The organism is Paenibacillus sp. Paensp111 (genome assembly GCF_059492195.1).
Genome location: NZ_CP168527.1, coordinates 983472 through 1002128 on the forward strand (window position 1 = coordinate 983472; position 18657 = coordinate 1002128).

An 18657-nucleotide genomic window follows, 5' to 3' on the forward strand; every position below is an offset into this window, starting at 1 on the left:
ACGAACAGAAAGGTTGCATGTTATATGAAACATACGGATATTCCGGCAAAGCAAGGTTTATATGACCCGGCTTTTGAAAAAGATGCCTGTGGTATGGGTTTTGTAGCCCATATTAAAGGACGGCCGTCTCACGATATTGTCAGCCAGGCTCTGACTATGCTTATTAATATGGAGCACCGCGGCGGACAAGGCAGTGAGCCTAACTCCGGCGACGGAGCAGGGATCATGATTCAGCTACCGCACCGCTTCTTCGCACTTGAAGCAGAGAAACTGGGCTTCAGCCTACCTGAAGCAGGCCAGTATGGCGTCGGTATGATCTTCCTGCCTCATGATGAAGAGGTTCGCAGCCGTCAGGAAGCGAAATTCAAGGAGATTGTTGAAGAAGAAGGGCAGCAGCTGCTTGGATTCCGTACGGTGCCAACGCACGACGAGATGCTTGGCAAATCCGCCAAGGAAGCTAAGCCTTATGTCCGTCAAGCTTTTATCAGCCGCAGCGCTGATATTAAGGATGATCTGAGCTTTGAACGCAAACTTTACGTCATTCGCCGCCGCGCCGAACTGGCTATCCGTTATGGTGGAGCGGAGCAGGGCGATGCTTTCTACATGCCGAGTCTTTCCTGCCGCAAGGTAGTCTACAAAGGAATGCTCACAACCGAGCAGGTAGGCGAGTTCTATCTGGATCTGCAGAATGAACAGCTTGAGTCCGCTATCGCTTTAGTACATTCCCGTTTTAGTACAAATACGTTCCCAAGCTGGGAACGCGCGCATCCATACCGTTTCATGATCCACAACGGCGAGATCAATACCCTTCGCGGTAATGTTAACTGGATGCATGCCCGTCAATCCCTGTTCCAAAGCGAAGTGTTCGGAGAAGATTTGGCTAAGGTGAAGCCGGTTATTAACCCGGATGGATCGGATACCGGGATGTTTGATAATACGTTTGAATTCATGTATTTGAGCGGACGCTCTCTGCCGCACGTAGCCATGATGATGGTACCAGAGCCTTGGAATAACCATGAAAGCATGGACGACAGCAAGAAAGCCTTTTATGAATACCACAGCTCCCTGATGGAACCATGGGATGGCCCGGCTGCAATGGGCTTCACCGACGGAATCCAGATCGGTGCGATTCTTGACCGTAACGGACTTCGTCCTTCCCGCTACTATGTAACCAAAGATGATCTGATCATCTTGTCTTCCGAAGCTGGTGTCCTGGATATCGCGCCGGAGAACGTTCTGTACAAAGACCGTCTTCGTCCGGGCCGGATGCTGCTGGTAGATACGAAGGAAGGCCGGATTATCTCGGATGAGGAAGTGAAAGCTTCCATCGCCACAGAGAATCCATATCGTGAATGGCTGAATGAGCATCTGGTTCATCTTGATGATCTGCCAGAGGCTCCTGAACTGCCGGAGCAAAGACATGATAATGTAACCAAACAGCAGCTGTCCTTCGGTTATACCTACGAGGAGCTTCGCAAAGTGCTTGAGCCGATGGCTTCCACTGGACAGGAAGCGATTGCTTCCATGGGTTATGATGCCCCAATCGCCGTGTTGTCTGACCGGCCTCAGCGTCTGTTCAGCTATTTCAAGCAAATGTTCGCCCAGGTTACGAATCCGCCGATTGATGCGATTCGTGAAGAATTGGTAACATCGACGCTGACCACGATAGGTCCTGAACGCAACCTGCTTAATCCGGAACCGGAAAGCTGTCGTCATATCCGCCTTGAATCTCCTATTCTATCGAATGAAGATTTCGCGAAGCTGCGCCACGTTCACCGTCCGGGCTTCAAATCGATGACGATCCCAACCTTGTTCCCGGTTGCCGAGGGAGCTGAGGGACTTCGCAAAGCGATCGATACGCTGTGCAGCGCCGCTGACCGTGTCATTGAGAAGGGTCATAATATCCTGATCCTGTCCGACCGTGGCGTTAATGAAGAGCAGGCGGCTATTCCTTCGCTGCTTGCGGTATCCAGCCTGCACCACTATCTGATTCGCAAAGAGACCCGTACCAAGGTAAGTATCCTTCTTGAGTCCGGTGAGCCGCGTGAAGTTCATCATTTTGCACTGCTGCTCGGTTATGGCGTAAGTGCGGTGAATCCTTATCTGGCCTTCGAAACTTTGGATGATATGATCTCACAAGGTATGCTTCGCGGGATCTCCCATGAGAAGGCTGTGAAGAACTTCATTAAGGCTGCTACCAAAGGTGTCGTGAAGACACTGTCCAAGATGGGGATCTCCACGATTCAATCCTACCGCGGGGCTCAAATCTTTGAGGCTGTAGGTCTTAATCAGGAATTCGTAGATCGTTACTTCACATGGACTCCTTCACGTATTGGAGGAATCGGACTTGAAGAAGTAGCTAAAGAGACGATCGCTCAGCACTACCGGGCCTTCAATGAGAAGGACGGCAACGATAACGTGCTGGACTCCGGTGGTGAGTATGCATGGCGTGCGAATTCAGAAGAACACATGTTCAATCCTCAGACGATTCACCTGCTTCAGCAGGCAGTTCGTACGGGAGATTACGGAATATACAAGAAATACGCTGCGCTTGTTCAGGGAGAGAATGAGAACCATTTGACGCTTCGTTCCCTGCTTAATCTGAAGCCAGCGGGTCCTAAGGTTCCACTTGAAGAAGTTGAATCTGCTGCTTCGATCATGAAGCGGTTCAAGACCGGTGCAATGTCCTTCGGTTCCATCAGTAAGGAAGCTCACGAGTCTATCGCGATCGGTATGAACCGCGTAGGCGGCAAGAGCAACACTGGTGAGGGCGGGGAAGACCCGGCTCGTTTCACGCCGGATGCTAATGGAGATTCACGCCGTAGTGCCATCAAGCAGGTAGCTTCCGGACGCTTCGGGGTTACATCCCACTACCTGGTGAATGCGGATGAGATTCAGATCAAGATGGCGCAGGGCGCGAAGCCGGGTGAAGGCGGACAGCTTCCAGGCCGTAAGGTATATCCTTGGGTTGCGGAAGTCCGCGGTTCAACTCCGGGTGTTGGCCTGATCTCGCCGCCTCCGCATCACGATATCTATTCGATCGAGGATTTGGCCGAGCTCATCTACGACCTCAAGAACTCCAATCCGCGGGCTCGTATTAACGTGAAGCTGGTATCTGAGGCTGGCGTAGGTACAATTGCAGCGGGTGTAGCCAAGGGACGGGCAGATGTCATTCTCGTCAGCGGTTATGACGGCGGAACAGGCGCATCACCGCAAGGTTCGATTCGTCACGCAGGTCTGCCTTGGGAACTGGGTGTTGCCGAGACTCATCAGACGCTGATTATGAACAATCTTCGTGACCGTGTTGTTCTTGAGACAGATGGTAAAATGCTCAACGGACGCGACTTAGCGGTTGCCGCTCTGCTCGGTGCCGAAGAGTACGGCTTCTCTACAGCTCCGCTTATCGCGGTTGGCTGTATCATGATGCGCGTATGCCATATGGATACATGTCCGGTTGGTGTAGCTACTCAAAATCCGGAGCTTCGCAAGAATTTCACCGGTGATCCACAGCATGTGGCCAACTTTATGACCTTCGTTGCTGAAGATTTGCGTGAGTGGATGTCTGAGCTTGGTTTCCGCACTATCAATGAAATGGTGGGCCGGACCGACTGTCTGGAGACAAGCGAAGCCGTTAATCACTGGAAGAAGAGCGGCGTAGACCTGAGCCCGCTGCTGCATGTTCCTGCCCTTCATGAAGGTGCAGACCGCTACAATACCCAGCAGCAGAATCACGGCCTCGAGAAGACGCTCGATATGACTAAGCTGCTTGCCCTCGCAGCGCCTGCTCTTGAACGCGGCGAACGGGTTCAAGCCGAGCTGCCGATCACGAACGTGGATCGCGCTACAGGAACGATCCTCGGTAGTGAGGTGACCCGCTTATACGGAGCAGCGGGTCTGCCGGAAGACACGATCCGGTTCCATTTTGTCGGATCGGCGGGTCAAAGCTTTGGAGCGTTCGTGCCGAAGGGCATGACGCTGACGATTGAGGGCGATGCCAATGATTACATTGGTAAAGGCCTGTCAGGCGGTAAGCTGGCGGTGAGACCATCACCGAAAGCTACCTTCGTTGCCGAAGAGAATATCATCGCCGGCAACACGGCCTTCTACGGAGCGACCAGCGGTGAAGCTTATGTCCGCGGTATCGCGGGCGAGCGCTTCGCGGTGCGTAACTCCGGGGCAAATGTCGTGGTTGAAGGTGTAGGCGACCACGGATGTGAGTACATGACGGGCGGACGTGTAGTCGTCCTAGGTGGAACCGGACGCAACTTCGCAGCCGGAATGTCCGGCGGTGTCGCTTATGTATATGATCCGGAAGGTACGTTCCTTGACCGCTGCAACCTGGAAATGGTTCTGCTTGAGCGTGTCGAGGAAGCCGACGAGGCGGAAGAGCTTCGTTCCCTGATCAGCCGCCATGTGGAGTACACAGAGAGTGCTGTGGGCCGCAAGGTGCTGGATAACTGGAATGAATCACTGGCTTCCTTCGTACGGGTTATTCCGAAGGATTACAAGCGGATGCTACAACAGATCCGCAAAGTTCAAGAACAAGGCCTTCAAGGCGAAGCAGCTCTGCTTGCCGCATTTGAAGCCAATATGCGTGAGCTTGCCCGCGCTGGCAACTAATCGCTAAATCGAAGACCTGTAAGTCCAGAAAGTTGGACTTACAGGTTTTTTTGCATATATCCGGGAATTTAACAGTACGTGCTTGGGAGGGCCAGCGACTGCCGTTCCCTACGGTATAAAGCCAGCATATGCTGTGAACAAGGACTGATATGAAGACAGTCAAATGTTTGGGAGGTATGGGAATGCGCGTTATGGATACAGGGCTGCCGGGAGCGGTCATCATTGAGACCGATGTACACGAGGATGAACGGGGCTTTTTCACGGAGAGCTATAAGCGGGAAGCTTTCGAACAGCTGGGGATCACACATGATTTCATACAAGACAATCATTCCTATTCGGCGTCAGCAGGAACGCTGAGAGGGCTCCATTATCAGCTTCAGCCCAAAGCGCAGACAAAGCTGGTCCGTGTTCTGTCAGGAGCCATATACGATGTGTTCGTGGATCTCCGTAAGGAGTCACCTACCTTAGGCAAGTGGGAGGCGGTTATTTTGACCTCGCGGAATTTCAGACAGGTGCTGATTCCCCGTGGCTTCGCTCATGGATTCTGGACGCTTGTCCCCCATACGGAGGTGCTGTATAAGGTGGATGAGGTCTATTCCAAGGAACATGACCGGGGGATTCTCTGGAGCGATCCTGCGCTGGCGATCTCTTGGCCGGGTACCAAGCCTGTTCTCTCGGATAAGGATAAGGCACATCCGGTGATGGCCAAGGCGGATTTTGACTTCTGAATGATTCTGCAGACTTATATTAGAGTGAGGAGTTGAATAGATCTGATGAGCGAGGCAAGGAGTCAGATTGGCCAAGGAACGAGCCGCGTATTAATCACTGGCGCACAGGGCCAGGTGGGGCGTGAGCTTCAGCATGTTTTTCTTCGAAAAGGATACGAGGTGCAAAGCATGGGCCAAAGCGAGCTTGATGTTACGGACACGGACCAGTGCTTTCAGGTGTTCCGGCGTCTGAACCCGGATCTGGTTATACATGCTGCGGCCTACACCAACGTGGATCGCGCAGAGAGCGAACAGGATAAGGCTTATCAGGTGAATGCCTATGGAACACGCAATGTCGCAGCGGCTGCCGAAAGTATCGATGCCAAGCTGATTTACATTAGTACGGATTATGTCTTCGGTGGTGAAGCAGGGCAGGAGCCGCTGGATGAATTCCACCCTACCAAGCCCGTGAATATCTATGGCCGATCTAAGCTTCAAGGTGAGAAGTTCGTTCGCGAGCTTCATTCTCGGTTCTTCATTGTCCGTACCTCGTGGGTATATGGGCACCACGGAAGTAACTTTGTAAGAACGATGCTGGAGCTTGCAGCCAAGCAGGAGAGGATCCCGGTCGTGCATGATCAGATGGGTTGTCCCACCTATGCACGAGACTTGGCCGAGACGCTTGAAGAGCTTGGTTCCTCCTCGAAATACGGCACTTATCATGCAGCCGGTGCAGGTTCATGCTCCTGGTATGATTTCGCTTGCTCGATTTTTGAGTTAGCCGGGATGAAGAAGGAGGTTATTCCCGTATCTACGGAACAATTCCCTCGACCAGCTCCGCGTCCAGCCTACTCGGTGCTGATGCAGCAAGCACTTCGTTTGAATGGGTTCAGTCCGATGAGAGATTGGAAGGAAGCGCTGGCCGATTTTATGAAAAAAGAGAAAACGAAACTCATTTGATTTTCTTGCGTTATTATTATGTATGGTAAAATCAAGAAATTACCGTCCGGCATATCCGGACCGGGTACATAGGGAGAGTGAATGTATATGTCTCAAGAACCTGTCGTCCGCTTATCGAATGTGACGAAGAAGATTGGTTCCAAGACCATCATTGATCGTCTTACGCTTGATATTCCAGCGGGCCAGGTATACGGCTTCCTCGGTCCTAACGGATCAGGAAAGACCACAACCATCCGGATGATGGTCGGCCTAATGTCGATCACGGAAGGGGATATTGTGATCTGTGGGTCGAGCGTCAAGACGGATTTCGAGAAAGCTATTGCTCATATTGGCGCGATTGTAGAGAACCCGGAAATGTACAAATTTCTAACCGGGTATCAGAACATGATTCATTATGCACGGATGTCCGGGGTTGGCAAGGAACGTATAGACGAGGCAGTAGCTTTGGTTGGTCTTGAGAAACGTATTAATGACAAGGTGAAGACGTACTCACTCGGCATGCGGCAGCGTCTGGGTGTCGCCCAGGCGATCCTCCAGCGTCCCAAGCTTCTGATTCTGGATGAGCCTACCAATGGCCTTGATCCGCAAGGGATCCGCGAGCTCCGCGATTACTTACGGGTGCTGGCAAGAGAAGAGGGGACAACCGTATTTGTATCCAGCCACCTGCTGTCAGAGATGGAACTGATGTGTGATACGGTAGCGATTATCCAGAGCGGCAAATTGATAGACGTTCGTTCGCTTAAAGTGGAGGATCTGGAAGGACAGTATACGGAGACCGGCTTTGAGGTTAGCGAACCGGAGCGGGCGCTTGAGCTCGTAGGTGCTGGCCGACTGGAGGAAGGCCGCCTGATCGTCACGGTTAACCGGGAGCAGATTGCAGATCTCAACAGTCGATTGGTAGCTGCGGGAATTAAGGTATATGGCATTCAGGTTCTGACACGATCACTCGAGGATCAATTCTTGGAAATGACGGGAGGCGGGCAAATTGGGTAATTTTCTAGCCTTGGTACAGAATGAGAATATGAAAATTTATCGGCGATGGCGCACATGGATCATGCTTGCTCTAATTGTGCTGCTGCCTATATTATTTGGGATCATAATTGCGGTTAATAATAGTACTTTTGGTTCCAATATGGGGGCTTGGAGTGCTGCGTCTGATCTGTCCTTTATCTATTTTCTTGTGTCGATTTTCTCGGTTGTCATCGCAGCCGATATTGTGGCCTCAGAATTCACATGGGGAACCATCAAGCTGCTGCTCATTAGGCCTTGGACAAGAAGCAAGGTACTTCTGTCGAAGCTGCTGGCCGTCCTGTTGTTCACAATCGCGATAAGTGTCCTATTTATGGTTGTAACGGCAGCTATTTCTCTGATCTTGTTCCCTGCTTTTCCTCCGATTAATGCTTCGGGCCCATCCACGTTCGAATATTTCATCAAGATGTTAGGTTATAAATTCATAGAAGTACTGGTAACTACGGTGTTTGCCTTTATGATATCGGCAGTCTTCCGCGCAAGTGGACTCGCAATTGGATTGTCTATGTTTCTATTGTTTGCTAGCGGTATTCTAAGTGCTATCTTAGATCCGGCAAAATATGCCTGGGCTAAATATCTGCTCTTCAACAATATGGATCTATCGCAGTACGCCATGAGAGAATCTGCTGGATTAACAGCTAACGCTAACGGGATGACCCTTGGCTTCTCCGTGACGGTCTTGGCCGTCTATGTGGCAGCATTCCTGATTATCGCGTGGATGGTATTTACAAGAAGAGACGTTGCGGCGTAGTCATAATATAGAATTGGATTTCGAATGGATGAGACTCTGGCGCTTCATGTGCCGGAGTCTTGTTGTATTAGTTGCGCAATTTCTGTGTTGATTAGATTCGAATTAAGTCATTAACCAACAAAAAAGGGACGCATTCTCCTTGAGAGTGTGTCCCTTATTTAAGTTTGTAGGAGAACAGTATACTGCTTTGTAGTGGAAAGGAAGTAGCAGGGCAGCATCGGAATCAGAGCAGTGGTTATCCGGCTTCAGGCTGGGGAACACTCTTGGACTTGCCAGTGGGAGCAGGGGAGGGAGAAGGAATCCTACTAGCTACAGGCCGCTCCATGATGCTGATTCCATTGAGAATACCTCCATCCAGAATAACCAGCGTGTGGGCAGACACATTCCCGTCTACTTGGCCGCTTGCTGTTATCGTTAATTTGCCCTCGGTAATTATGTCTCCAAAGACCTTGCCTGCAACAATAATTTCGTTCCCCTTAATGGTGGAATGAGCTTCACCTGACTCACCGATCACAATTTCACCTGTTGTCTCAATCTCTCCTTGAAATTTGCCTTCCAGCCTGAGGTTGGATTCACAGCGAAGCTTGCCCTGGATATCACTGCCGATCCCGATTAAGGTGTCGGATCCTTTTCCCGCACGTTTATTATCCTTGAACATGATTAATCCTCCATTCATAAAGGTTATTTAATTACTGTCCCTGATTGAGGTAGGGGAGCGGATCAATCGGCTTATTCTGCTTAAGCACCTGGAAATGAAGATGGGGTCCTGTACTCCGCCCCGTAGATCCGAGCTTTCCGATCACTTCTCCCTTGGTTACTTCGTCATTTGCACTAACGCTGATTCTGCTTAAATGCATGTACCAGGTCTGCAGCCCATTGGGGTGCTGGATGATAATGAAGTTCCCCCGTGCAGGCGAATGCTCCGCCTGAACAACGGTACCCGCAGCGGCGGAGTAGACCGGATCTCCTATTTCCCCGGAAATATCGACACCGGCATGAAAAGCTGACTTTCCGGTAAAAGGATCGGAACGATACCCAAAGTTGGAGGTTATACTCCGGGATAGGGTTGGCCAAAGTGAGGGTGTGGTCGACAAGGATTGATGAAGGTGCTGGGCTTGATCAACCATACCTGGGACCCTGTTCAGCATAGTGTTAATCAGCTCGGACATCTCGGCAAAATCGTCCTGTGTGTTATAGGCAAGCCTGCTTGCGGTATTTACATCATGAACAGCAATGAACTCTCCTCCGATATGAGAAGTATCATCCGGCATACTTGAAGCCGTGCGAGCCTTGCCTGTACCAAATTTGCTGAGAATCTGCTGAAGCTCCTTCTCCAGCTCGGAGACCTGCTGAACCTTGCTCTTCATACTCTTGGATTCAGCTGATAGGGTAACAATCTGGGCCTGTAGGCGTTTGATCGCTTCATCCTTGTCCGTAACCACGGCCTCCAGCTGCATATTATTGCTTTGAAGCTCCTGTTCCAGGCTTGCCACGGTATGTCCGGAGTAAGCTTGAAGGCTTACAATTAACCCGGATATGGAGAGCAGAGCGGCAAGAGGGACGGCAATGACCATGGGCTTGGAGACTTGGATTTGCTTTACGGCTTGGTTGGCATCCTGAAGCACAAGGAGGGTCATTTTGCGGGATAACATGGCATTTCTCATGGCATCTCCTTTCATCAAAGCCGAAAATTGATATTTTTCTTTAATTCAGTGAGCTTTACTTCTATAATTTATGTATTCGCAGCTCTCTTATAACATGCTTAAATAGGCAGAATTAACGAATTTGATAGCTGCAGATGGGATAGGGAGTATTACATAGGAATATGGTTAATGCTGAGTAATACATAATCTTGAAGATTTCTTATTAGAAGATAGAAGGGGGACAACCATGCTTTGGCTGGTGTTTGCACTTATAGCTTTTATTTTCCAAAGCGCTACAATACTTATTCTTGAGTTCCGCAATCCTTCCAAGACGGTAGCGTGGCTGTTCATTCTGTTCTGCTTCCCGATTATTGGCTTCGTTCTCTATTATTTCGTGGCCCAGGATTATAAGAAGCGGAAGAACCTCCGCCGGAAAGGAACCCGGTTGTTCCAAGAGATGAAGGGGCGGCTCTGGCGGCAGGCCGAGATTGTCTCATCCGTTCAGGAAATGCATAATCCCGAGTTCCATCATCAGGAGAGATTGTTCAATCTATTAACTCACTTGTCTGAAAGTCCAATAACCGGATGCAACAGGACCAAGGTGCTTACCGACGGGGAGGATACCTATGATGCAATCCTTGCTGAGATGGAGAAGGCCAAGGATCATATTCATATTGAATACTACATATTTAGAAGTGATGAGGTAGGCAGGCGATTCAAGGAGGTCATGATCCGAAAGGCCGGGGAAGGTGTCAAGATCCGCATGATCTGCGATGGACTCGGCAGTTACTACCTGAAGAATGAATTCATCAATGAGCTTAAAGAGGCGGGAGTTCAATTCTACTTTTTCCTCCCCCCGCTGATTGCTACCATTGACCGACGCGTGAACTACAGGAATCACCGCAAAATTGTAGTCATTGACGGAACTATGGGTTTCTTGGGGGGCATTAATGTCGGCGAGGATTACCTTGGTCTATATCCGAAGCTTGGAGAATGGCGGGATACCCATCTGCAGATCGAGGGGGACTCTATCTATTTCCTGCAAAATACGTTCCTGACCGACTGGAGGCTGGCTTCCGGTGAGCGGGTCTCCGATCCGGCCTTGTTCCCGGAACATCAATGTACCGGGAATGAGCAGGTTCAGATCCTGACCAGCGGTCCGGATCAGCACTGGGATGCGATACAGGAGATGTGCTTTGAAGCCATTGCCGTAGCCAAGAAGCGGGTGTGGATTACAAGCCCGTACTTCATCCCCGACCCGAGTGTATATACAGCACTGAAGACCGCCGCCGTCAGCGGTGTCGAGGTGAAGATTATTATTCCTTATCGTTCCGATAGCAAGCTGGTCCATCTGGCATCCCTCTCGTATGTAGAAGAGCTGCTTCATGCCGGAGTCAAATTCTATCAGTATACAAAAGGCTTCATCCACGCCAAAGTGATGATTGTGGATGACATGCTGGCGACGGTAGGAACAGCTAATATGGATATGCGCAGCTTCTTCTACAATTTCGAAATGACCGCTGTGCTGTTCGATCAGGCTCCGATCCGTAGATTGATGAATGATTTCGAAGTAGACTTGACGCATTGCCGTCCCATCTTGCTGCGGGAGTTCTCCAAGAGACCCAGACTGCAAAAAGGGGCTGAGATGCTTACGCGTATGCTGTCACCTCTTCTATAACCTAATCTAGATCTCATCTATGATCTATGCCAAGAACTATCTCATTGCCGGTTTCTTCAGATGTTTGAGAATTAAATCTACAGATTGGGGCGGCACTGCTTGCAGCAGGTCGCCTTTGTGCTGTAATCGCTCCGAAATATTAAGCAGATTGAACTCGGAAGGATGCGGATTGCGCCTTACTTCTTCCCAGGTTAATGGAGTAGAGACGCTAGCGGCCGCTCTAGCACGCGGGGTATAAGGGGCCGCAAGGGTTTTGCCGTTATAATGCTGGAGGTAATCGAAATAGATTTTATCCCCGCGGTCCTTCTTGAGCCGCTCTATGGTGAACAGGTCTGGGAAGCGTTCGGTGACGAACCTGGCAATGAAATGACCCAGTGTTCTCAGCTCGTCGAAGGTGACGCCATACTCGGTAGGTACAATAATCTGCACACCCGTTGCACCCGAGGTCTTCGGGACAGAGGCAAGGCCGAGTGAGCCAAGAATATCGCCGACATGGGAAGCCGCTTCCATAATGCGCGGGTCATCTTCCAGGGTAGGATCCAGATCAATCATCCACTCGCAGGGGAGGGATTCATGAACATAGTGAAGAGACGGATGGAACTCAATGGAAGCCAGATTGCCCAGCCATAGAAGGGTGGGGAGATTATCCATCACAATGTAATTGATATTCTCGTGAAGAACAGTATGAACATACTCAGGCAGGGGTTCAGGGGCGTTCTTCTGGTAAAAGAAAGGCCCGTGAACACCGCCCGGATAGCGAATGGTGGTTAGAAGACGATTCCGGCAGTAGGTAAGCAAAAAGGGAGACAGCTCAGCGAGCTTCTCCAGATAATCGCGCTTCGTTATCCCGGCCTCCGGCCAAAGCAGCTTGCCCGGATTGGATATAGGGATCTCGTATCCTTCAATAGTAATCGTGCCGCGGATCGTTCTGGGCATGATAGCAGCTCCTTCCGATTTTGAATAAGAACCAGTATTTCGGGATGGGCCAGCAAATAGCAGCATACTGAGCGAACCCATGGGTGCAAGCGGCGCAAGGTGATAGAACTAGATGTACAAGTGCGAGTAAAGCAGACCAGGTTAGTCTCAACTTAACACCCAAATCGCTGCATCAGCTGGAACCAAATTTACATATGGCCGGATCCATGGAGACCACAGCCTGAATACTCGGCTGCCTGAGGGTTCCTCCCGGTGTCCACTCAAGGAAATTCACCTTCACCGTCAGCAGCGGTTCAACCCAATAAGCCTCCTTGCTGCGTGAGGGCTGAACAGCGAAAGGGCGGGAGGTTCTTGTTATGGGAGCGACCCGCTCGGTGAGTGATCTCCAATCCTGAACGGTCAATTTGCCTGTCCCGGCATGTCCGATATACCACAGCCGTCCTTCTTCATCATAGAGACCCAGCATCAGTGCATTCACAATCCCACCGCGCAGCGTATAACCGCCGACGACAGCGACCAGATCCTGAATGACCTTCTTCTTCATCCATCTTTTGTCCTTACCATCCAGTGCATAGGAACTGCCGAGGTCTTTGACCACAATGCCCTCCATACCGTGCTGATTCATGACTTCGTACAAGACTTCAGAAGAGGGGAAGTCGGCTGTGATCTGGACACTTACATTAGGCATGATAGCTTCTCTGAGAATGTTTTGCCGTTCGCGCAGCGGAAGGCCAGTTAACCAGGTTCCGTTGTGATACAAAATATCAAACAGCATATAAGTCACCGGCACCTCCTGCTGTGCCCGCCGGATATTCTCTGCTCTGCGTGAGCCATCCCGCCGCATTACCTCATGGAAAGAGGGCTTGCCTTCATGCAGCGCAATAATCTCGCCATCCAGAATAATGGATTCTGCCCGGCAGTATTCCTGTATCCGGGTCAGTTCAGGATACTGAAGTGTCCGGTTATTCAGCTTCCGGTTAACGAGCTGCACCTCATCTCCGTCGAAATAAGTCAGCATCCTGACTCCATCCCACTTAATCTGGGCGGTCCAAGCTTCACCCTCCGGCAGCTTGTCTGTGGAGATAGGCTCAAAAGGAACAACAGGCTGCAATTTCATCCAAGTTCACTCCTTGCAGGTTTCGATGCAATGCCTGCGTGTACTGCTAAGAGAGTTCCACATTCCCTGGAACCTAGGAAATGGTCTTCTTCGCTTTGGAAGCACTCTGGCGCTTGGGCTTTGGTCCAGCCTTCGGCGCACCGGTCGAGTCTTCTTGGGCAGAAGTGGCCGCGGCTCCGCGCTTGGCTCTCGGCTTCTTCACAGCAGGTCCCGGATCTGTGGCGATAGGCTTCACGGCCTCGATGCTTGCCTGCAGAGCAGCCATCAAGTCAATGACATTGCTCTCCGGCTTCGCTGGGGCCAAGCTGATCTCCTCACCGGCAACCTTGTGCTGAATCAGATTCATCAGCGACTCCCGGTAATCATCACTATACTTTGAGGGCTCGAAAGGTGTAGACAGCTGCTCAATCAGCAGCTTGGCCATCACGAGTTCCTTATCGTTCACCCCGGCAGCCTCGGGGAGATTGGGCACTTGGCTAATCGGCCTAATCTCATCCGGGTAGAAGATGGTCTCGATCGCGAGGCACCCTTCCATGACCCGGATGGCGGCCAGGCTGCTCTTGGAACGTATGGCAATCTTGGCAATCCCGATCTTGCCTGTCTGCTTCATCGCTTCAAGCAGCAGCAGATAAGCGTTGGAACCGGCCTGATCAGGGGACAAGTAATAGGTCTTCTGAAAATAAATCGGGTCGATATCCTTAAGGTCGACGAAATCCAGAATGGTGATGGTCCTTTCCACTTGGGCGGACAGTTGCTCGAGTTCGTTTTTCTCGAAAAGGACGTATTTTCCTTTCTCATACTCATAACCTTTGGAGATTTCCTCCCAGTGGACATCCTTCTCACAGGAAGGACAGCGCCTCACATAAGAGATCGGGCTTCCGCAGGCCTTATGAATATATTTCATGGAGATGTCCTTATCCTCTGTCGCGGAGAACATTTTCACCGGAACATGAACAAGACCGAAGCTAATAGCGCCTTTCCATACCGTATGCATACAGGGAGAACTCCTTTCAGGGTCATAAATATATACCGAATCAAGATCGTGCACTAGGCTGACTACCTTTAGTATGGGACAAAAAGGGCTATCTAATAACCACGGCCCGGTGAGGACAAATAATTCCTGGTTTCTTGCGGGGTGGACAGGGTACCGATATAATGAGAACAGATGTAGGGTATAGGAAATTAGGATGATCGGATAAAGGTGGTTTATCCCATGGAATTTGATAAGAAAGCAGCAGATCTAATATGGAATGCGAAGGATATTGCGGATACGGAGAAGCTGGCTGCATTTCTGGCTGAACAGGCGGAGCCGGGAACGGTCTTGGCGCTGGACGGGGATCTGGGGGCGGGCAAGACCGCATTCTCCCAGCTGTTTGCGAAGCATCTTAAGGTTGAGCAGCAGGTGAACAGCCCTACCTTCACGATAATTAAGGAATATGAGGGCAGGCTGCCCTTCTATCATATGGATGTATACCGGCTGTCGCTGGAAGAAGCGGACGAGCTGGGTCTTGAGGAATATTTCGAGGGACATGGAGTTACGCTTGTGGAATGGGCAAGTCTAATTGAAGAGCTTCTGCCTTCGGCTTATCTGCATCTTTATCTTGAAGTTACGGGCATGAATGAAAGACGGATTTATTTGAAGGGGCAGGGTGCGCCTTATGGGCAATGGCTCCTGGACCTAAGAGAGAATGGGGAACTGGGATCATGACTATGAATTCAGGAATGCCGAGTTATACGCTTACCTTTGATTCGTCCACGGCTTCGCTCGCTGTGGCCGTTATGGAGAGCGGCCGGCTGCTGGCTGAGCGCAATATTACCGCCGAGCGCAATCACTCGGTGCATCTAATTACAGCGATTCAAGATGTTCTAGCGGAGGCCGGCCTGGCGAAGAGCCAGCTTGCCGGTATCGGAACCGGGATCGGCCCGGGGTCCTACACGGGCATCCGGATCGCCGTGACCACGGCCAAGACGCTGGCGTGGTCCATGGGTCTGCCGGTGGCGGGCATCTCCAGCCTCGCCGCCGTGGGACTTGGCGGCTGGGCCGCCGGCACGGGCCAGCCGCCCGAGGCTTTCGAGGCTGCGGCAGGGCGCCGCAGCGAGAAGCCAGCAGCCGGGGAGCAGGCTGCTGCGGGCAGGGCTCCAGTGGAATGGATCATTCCGCTGATGGATGCACGGCGCGGTCAAGTGTATACCGCGCTGTTCGAGGCGGCGCCGGGCGAGCTGCCCCGGCGCCTTGAGCCGGATGGCATCCGGCTGATGGAGCGCTGGGTTGCAGCGCTTGCCGGACGCCTGGAGGCGCTCGCGCCAGAGGCGCGGCCGTCCGCCGTGTGGTTCACCGGCGAGACGGAGGTGCACGGAGCGGCTGCGGAGGCGCTCCGCCCGCTGCTTAGCGGGCGGCTTGAGACGCGGCCTTACGTGCTTGAGGGCGTATGGGCCGGTCTGCTGGGCGCGGACCGGCTCCTGCGCGGCGAATCGGACGAGGTGCATTCGCTCGTCCCGAATTATACCCAGCTTGCGGAAGCGGAAGCGAACCTGCTTCGCGGCGTGTAAGGGGGCAATCGACATGGAAGCAGAACAAGCTGCAGGCATGCAGGCCGGTGACGGAATTAGGTTCCGTCCAATGACGACCGGAGACATACCTGAGGTAATGGTCATCGAGCATGAATCCTTCACGCTGCCCTGGACGGAGAATGCGTTCCGCAGTGAGATGACGCAGAATCATTTTGCCAAATATATCATTATGGAGAAGGACGGCGCACCGATCGGCTATGCGGGTATGTGGACGGTTGTGGACGAGGCCCATGTGACCAATATTGCAGTGCGAACGGCTTATCGGGGTCAGCACCTTGGAGAGAGGCTGATGCGGGAAATGATGCTGTTGGCCGGGAGAATAGGGATGACCAAGATGACCTTGGAAGCCCGTGTCTCCAACACGGTCGCTCAATCCCTGTATGGGAAGCTGGGCTTCCGCCCTGTCGGACTGCGTAAAGGCTATTATTCAGACAATCAGGAGGATGCGCTTATTATGTGGTGCGATCTCCCTGATGATATTGTTGCCCATTATGGGGAAGGAAGCGAATGGGACTTATGAATGGACTAGATACACAATTCGAGCAAGACAGTTATATTCTGGCTGTAGAGACCAGCTGTGACGAGACCTCCGTGTCGGTGGTCAGGAATGGGCGGGAGGTGCTCTCCAACCTGATTTTCAGCCAGATTGAGACACATAAAGCCTTCGGCGGCGTTGTCCCTGAGGTCGCTTCACGCAAGCACGTCGAGAGCATTACGCTGATGCTTCAAGAGGCCGTTCAGCAGTCCGGCATCTCGCCGGACAAGCTGTCCGCGGTTGCGGTCACGCAGGGGCCTGGCCTGGTAGGGGCACTGCTTGTCGGAATTATGGCCGCGAAGAGTCTGGCCTTTGCCCTGGATAAGCCGTTGATCGGGACGCATCATATTGCAGGGCATATTTATGCGAACCGCCTTGTTCAGGAGATCGCGTATCCGAGCATCGCGCTGGTTGTATCCGGCGGGCATACAGAGCTTGTGCATATGGAGAGTGAAGGGCAGTTCAAATTAATAGGCCGAACACGGGATGATGCGGTGGGCGAAGCTTATGACAAGGTCGCGCGTGCACTGGGATTCCCTTATCCGGGAGGTCCTTACGTTGACCGGCTGGCCCATGAGGCGGAGAACTCGGCCGATCTTCCCCGTTCCTGGCTTGAGCCGGGTTCCTTCGACTTCAGCTTTAGCGGACTCAAGTCTGCGGTACTGAATGTGCTGAACCAGAGCAAGATGCGCGGCGAGACGCCGGACACGGCTGCGATTGCCCGAGGATTTCAGGAATCGGTCATCGAGGTCCTGGTGGAGAAGGCGATACGTGCCATGCGGATGACGGGGGCTTCCGAGCTCCTACTCTGCGGGGGAGTTGCAGCGAACCGCGGACTGCGTGAAGCCTTGGCCGCACGCTGTGAACTTGAGGGCATCACACTTCGAGTTCCCCCGCTGCAGTACTGCACAGATAATGCGGCAATGATCGGAGCGGCTGCCTATCTAAAGCTTAGGCAGGGCGAGTTCGCGCCGCAGACCATGAAGGCGGAGCCAGGGTTATCGCTCGAAGAGTGGTCGGTTGGCAGTTAAGTTGGAAAGTATACGAAGTCCATCCTGATTCATGCAGGATGGACTTTTATCTATATTCCCATCAGTGCAAGTGCTGTAGCAAGGGGCTCTGGTCGTATTCAGAAGCTGGTTACTTCCGGGTTTTAATGTCTGATATATCAGTGGCAGACTGGGAATGTTGATGTTGTTCAGTATAATTCATACTGGCTATTTTGGTTATGTTATGTAATAGGAGAGTTCATGCTGATTGGAGGGGGCTAATTATGAATTTGGGTCTATCCGGCAAATCCGTTTTTGTCGCAGCAGCAAGCAAGGGATTAGGCAAAGCCAGTGCGCTTGCCTTTGCGCAGGAAGGGGCACTTGTAACCATAGCCAGCCGGAATGAGGAGCAGCTTGCAAGAGCCCAAGAGGAAATCCTTGAGGCAACTGGTCATAAAGTGAACACAATTCGCATGGATGTTACTGTTCAGGAGGAGATCCGCCTTGCAATCAAGACTGCAGCCGAATCTCAAGGAGGCCTTGATGTAGTCGTCACCAATGCAGGTGGACCGCCGGGAGGAGCCTTTGCGGATATGAGCGATGAAGACTGGCAGCGAGGTTTTGAACTGAACTTGCTTAGTGTTATCCGCATGATCCGGGAAGCGGTCCCCTATATGAAATCCGCAGGAGGCGGAAGAATCGTCAATCTGGCTTCCACTTCAATCAAGCAGCCAATTCAGGGGCTTATTCTATCGAATGTATTTCGTGCGGGAGTTCAGTCGCTCTCCAAGACACTGGCGGAAGAGCTGGCGAAGGATGGAATCCTGATCAATACCTTGGCTCCTGGACGAATTGCTACAGACCGGATTACCGAGCTGGATTCTGCGCGGGCGGCAAGTAAGGGGATTTCGCTGGAATCCCTTCAGGCGGAGGCAGCTCTGGCCATCCCGCTTGCACGGATGGGGACTCCCGAGGAATTTGCCCGCATGGTGACCTTCTATGGTTCATTTGCGAATACGTATGTGACGGGTCAATCGATTATCGTGGACGGAGGCATGCTGAAGGGGTTATAGCCAGCAGCTATGCGTAAGCAGCCTTCATTAGGTCAACCTTTTACACTT

16 protein-coding genes are annotated in these 18657 nt (G+C 51.9%); 11 read left to right on the top strand and 5 right to left on the bottom strand.

Translation table 11 applies throughout. From position 1 onward, the window contains the following. The first annotated feature begins 24 nt into the window (after window positions 1-24). From gltB to ACEN86_RS04565, 5 genes are all read left to right on the top strand, one after another. Window positions 25-4620, top strand: a complete 4596-nt coding sequence (gene gltB / locus ACEN86_RS04545) for a glutamate synthase large subunit (RefSeq protein ID WP_495633170.1) — start codon at window positions 25-27, stop codon at window positions 4618-4620. A 182-nt stretch (window positions 4621-4802) separates the two neighbouring features. Further along, window positions 4803-5348, top strand: a complete 546-nt coding sequence (rfbC, locus tag ACEN86_RS04550) for a dTDP-4-dehydrorhamnose 3,5-epimerase (RefSeq protein ID WP_495633171.1) — start codon at window positions 4803-4805, stop codon at window positions 5346-5348. Window positions 5349-5393: 45 nt separating this feature from the next. Then, window positions 5394-6287, top strand: coding sequence for a dTDP-4-dehydrorhamnose reductase (rfbD, locus tag ACEN86_RS04555; protein WP_495633172.1), 894 nt, complete (start codon window positions 5394-5396; stop codon window positions 6285-6287). An 87-nt stretch (window positions 6288-6374) separates the two neighbouring features. Continuing rightward, on the top strand, window positions 6375-7280 hold the full coding sequence (locus ACEN86_RS04560) for an ABC transporter ATP-binding protein (protein WP_495633173.1): 906 nt from the start codon (window positions 6375-6377) through the stop codon (window positions 7278-7280). Then, the gene (locus ACEN86_RS04565; RefSeq protein WP_495633174.1) at window positions 7273-8067 is read left to right on the top strand and encodes an ABC transporter permease; all 795 of its coding nucleotides are present in this window, start codon (window positions 7273-7275) and stop codon (window positions 8065-8067) included. The genes ACEN86_RS04560 and ACEN86_RS04565 overlap by 8 nt, the downstream gene beginning before the upstream one ends. Before the next feature lie 235 nt (window positions 8068-8302). Here ACEN86_RS04565 and ACEN86_RS04570 read toward each other — a convergent pair whose 3' ends face one another. Beyond that, window positions 8303-8725: a bactofilin family protein gene (locus ACEN86_RS04570; protein ID WP_495633175.1), complete on the bottom strand. Its 423-nt coding sequence runs from the start codon at window positions 8723-8725 to the stop codon at window positions 8303-8305. A gap of 31 nt (window positions 8726-8756) precedes the next feature. Continuing rightward, window positions 8757-9731 carry a peptidoglycan DD-metalloendopeptidase family protein gene (locus ACEN86_RS04575; protein ID WP_495633176.1) on the bottom strand — a complete coding sequence of 325 codons (975 nt, stop codon included), beginning with the start codon at window positions 9729-9731 and terminating at the stop codon, window positions 8757-8759. 226 nt (window positions 9732-9957) lie between these two features. Between ACEN86_RS04575 and cls the strand changes: the two genes are divergently transcribed. Continuing rightward, a complete protein-coding gene (gene cls, locus ACEN86_RS04580) occupies window positions 9958-11388 on the top strand; it encodes a cardiolipin synthase (RefSeq protein WP_495633177.1) in 1431 nt (476 codons plus the stop codon). A gap of 36 nt (window positions 11389-11424) precedes the next feature. Here the strand turns inward: cls and ligD are convergent, their stop codons facing one another. The 3 genes from ligD to ku all read right to left on the bottom strand — a co-directional run bounded on the left by ligD (window position 11425) and on the right by ku (window position 14435). After that, complete coding sequence (ligD, locus tag ACEN86_RS04585; RefSeq protein WP_495633178.1) at window positions 11425-12324, bottom strand: non-homologous end-joining DNA ligase; 900 nt, start codon at window positions 12322-12324, stop codon at window positions 11425-11427. Window positions 12325-12496: 172 nt separating this feature from the next. Then, window positions 12497-13441, bottom strand: a complete 945-nt coding sequence (locus tag ACEN86_RS04590) for an ATP-dependent DNA ligase (RefSeq protein WP_495633179.1) — start codon at window positions 13439-13441, stop codon at window positions 12497-12499. A gap of 73 nt (window positions 13442-13514) precedes the next feature. Next, window positions 13515-14435: a non-homologous end joining protein Ku gene (gene ku, locus ACEN86_RS04595; RefSeq protein WP_495633180.1), complete on the bottom strand. Its 921-nt coding sequence runs from the start codon at window positions 14433-14435 to the stop codon at window positions 13515-13517. A gap of 219 nt (window positions 14436-14654) precedes the next feature. On the opposite strand from ku, the gene tsaE reads away from it, so the two are divergent. The 5 genes from tsaE to ACEN86_RS04620 all read left to right on the top strand — a co-directional run bounded on the left by tsaE (window position 14655) and on the right by ACEN86_RS04620 (window position 18609). Then, a complete protein-coding gene (gene tsaE, locus ACEN86_RS04600) occupies window positions 14655-15149 on the top strand; it encodes a tRNA (adenosine(37)-N6)-threonylcarbamoyltransferase complex ATPase subunit type 1 TsaE (protein ID WP_495633181.1) in 495 nt (164 codons plus the stop codon). Window positions 15150-15151: 2 nt separating this feature from the next. After that, a complete protein-coding gene (gene tsaB, locus ACEN86_RS04605; RefSeq protein ID WP_495634217.1) occupies window positions 15152-15991 on the top strand; it encodes a tRNA (adenosine(37)-N6)-threonylcarbamoyltransferase complex dimerization subunit type 1 TsaB in 840 nt (279 codons plus the stop codon). A gap of 13 nt (window positions 15992-16004) precedes the next feature. Continuing rightward, entirely contained in the window at window positions 16005-16532 is a 528-nt protein-coding gene (gene rimI, locus ACEN86_RS04610) for a ribosomal protein S18-alanine N-acetyltransferase (protein ID WP_495633182.1), read from the top strand. Then, window positions 16520-17578 (top strand): tRNA (adenosine(37)-N6)-threonylcarbamoyltransferase complex transferase subunit TsaD, encoded by a 1059-nt coding sequence (tsaD, locus tag ACEN86_RS04615; RefSeq protein WP_495633183.1) that lies wholly within the window; start codon window positions 16520-16522, stop codon window positions 17576-17578. The genes rimI and tsaD overlap by 13 nt, the downstream gene beginning before the upstream one ends. A 242-nt stretch (window positions 17579-17820) precedes the next feature. Further along, window positions 17821-18609 carry an SDR family oxidoreductase gene (locus ACEN86_RS04620; protein ID WP_495633184.1) on the top strand — a complete coding sequence of 263 codons (789 nt, stop codon included), beginning with the start codon at window positions 17821-17823 and terminating at the stop codon, window positions 18607-18609. Window positions 18610-18657: the final 48 nt, after the last annotated feature.